Source organism: Rhizobacter sp. P2_H2 (assembly GCF_056403375.1).
Window position 1 is genome coordinate 1 of the sequence record NZ_JBFUFP010001382.1, and the last position, 1181, is coordinate 1181.

Genomic DNA, 1181 nt, shown 5'->3' on the forward strand with positions numbered 1-1181 from the left:
GTTCCTGGAGTTCCTCGGCGAGCTGTCGGACTGCAGCGACTACCGGCTGCTGTCGAGCATGCCGCTGCAGAGCTTCGACGACGACACCTCGCTCGCGCAGATCAGCACCATCGTCGACTACATCACCGAGAACAGCGCGAGCCAGTTCTCGATGGGCGAGCTGAGCCGGCGCGTGGGCATGAGCGAGAGCCAGTTCTCGCGCTACTTCCGGCGCGCCACCGGCAACACCTTCACCGATTTCGTGAACCGGCTGCGCGTGACGCGGGCCTGCCAGCTGCTGATGGAGACCGACCGCTACATCACGAACGTCTGCTACGACGCGGGGTTCAACAACGTCGCGAACTTCAACCGGCGCTTCCTGGAGATCAAGGGGATGACGCCGAAGGAGTTCCGCAAGCAGGGCGAGGCGCGGTTCGGCGGGGGCTCGGGTAAATCCCCATCCCAGTAGCCAATCCCCCCCGGTGCACACTGCCGGGATGCCTGCCCCCGCCCGCCCGCGCATCCTCGTCGTCGACGACGACCCTGACCTGCGCGCCTCGCTCGACGACGCGCTGACGCAGTCCGGTTTCGACGTCAGCACCGCAGGCGACGGCATCGGCATGCACGCGGCACTGGCCGAGGCACCGCACGCGCTGGTGCTGCTCGACCTGCGCCTGAAGGACGAGCACGGGCTGGCGCTCGCGCGCAGCCTGCGCGAGCGGCACCCTGCGTTGCCGATCATCATGATCAGCGGCAGCAGCGACGAGATGGACCGCGTGCTGCTGCTCGAGCTCGCGGCCGACGACTTCCTCGTCAAGCCGTTCAGCCCGCGCGAACTGCTGGCCCATGTGCGTGCGGTGCTGCGCCGCACGCAACCCGCCGCGGCCGCAGCGGCCCCCACCGAACCCGCGGCCCAGCTGCATTTCGGCGACTGGACGCTCGACCTGCGCGAGCGCGAGCTGCGCGCCGCCGATGGCAGCGCCTGCGCGCTGACGCCGGCCGAGTTCCGGCTGCTCGAGGCTTTCGTCAGCCAGCCGGGCAAGGTGTGGACGCGCGACCAGCTGCTGGAGCACACGCGCAGCCTGGAGACCGAGGTGTTCGACCGCAGTGTCGACGTGCTGATCCTGCGCGTGCGCCGCAAGATCGAGCCGAACCCGAAGCACCCGCGCTACATCTGCACCGAGCGCGGGCTGGGTTACGTC

2 protein-coding genes are annotated in these 1181 nt (G+C 69.2%); both read left to right on the top strand.

Translation table 11 applies throughout. The features are described 5' to 3' along the window. A partial coding sequence (locus AC1D15_RS33260) for a helix-turn-helix domain-containing protein (RefSeq protein ID WP_477829427.1) occupies positions 1 to 448 on the top strand: 448 nt, incomplete at its 5' end. A gap of 28 nt (positions 449 to 476) precedes the next feature. Beyond that, positions 477 to 1181 (top strand): response regulator (locus tag AC1D15_RS33265; RefSeq protein WP_477829428.1); only part of this gene is annotated, 705 nt, incomplete at its 3' end.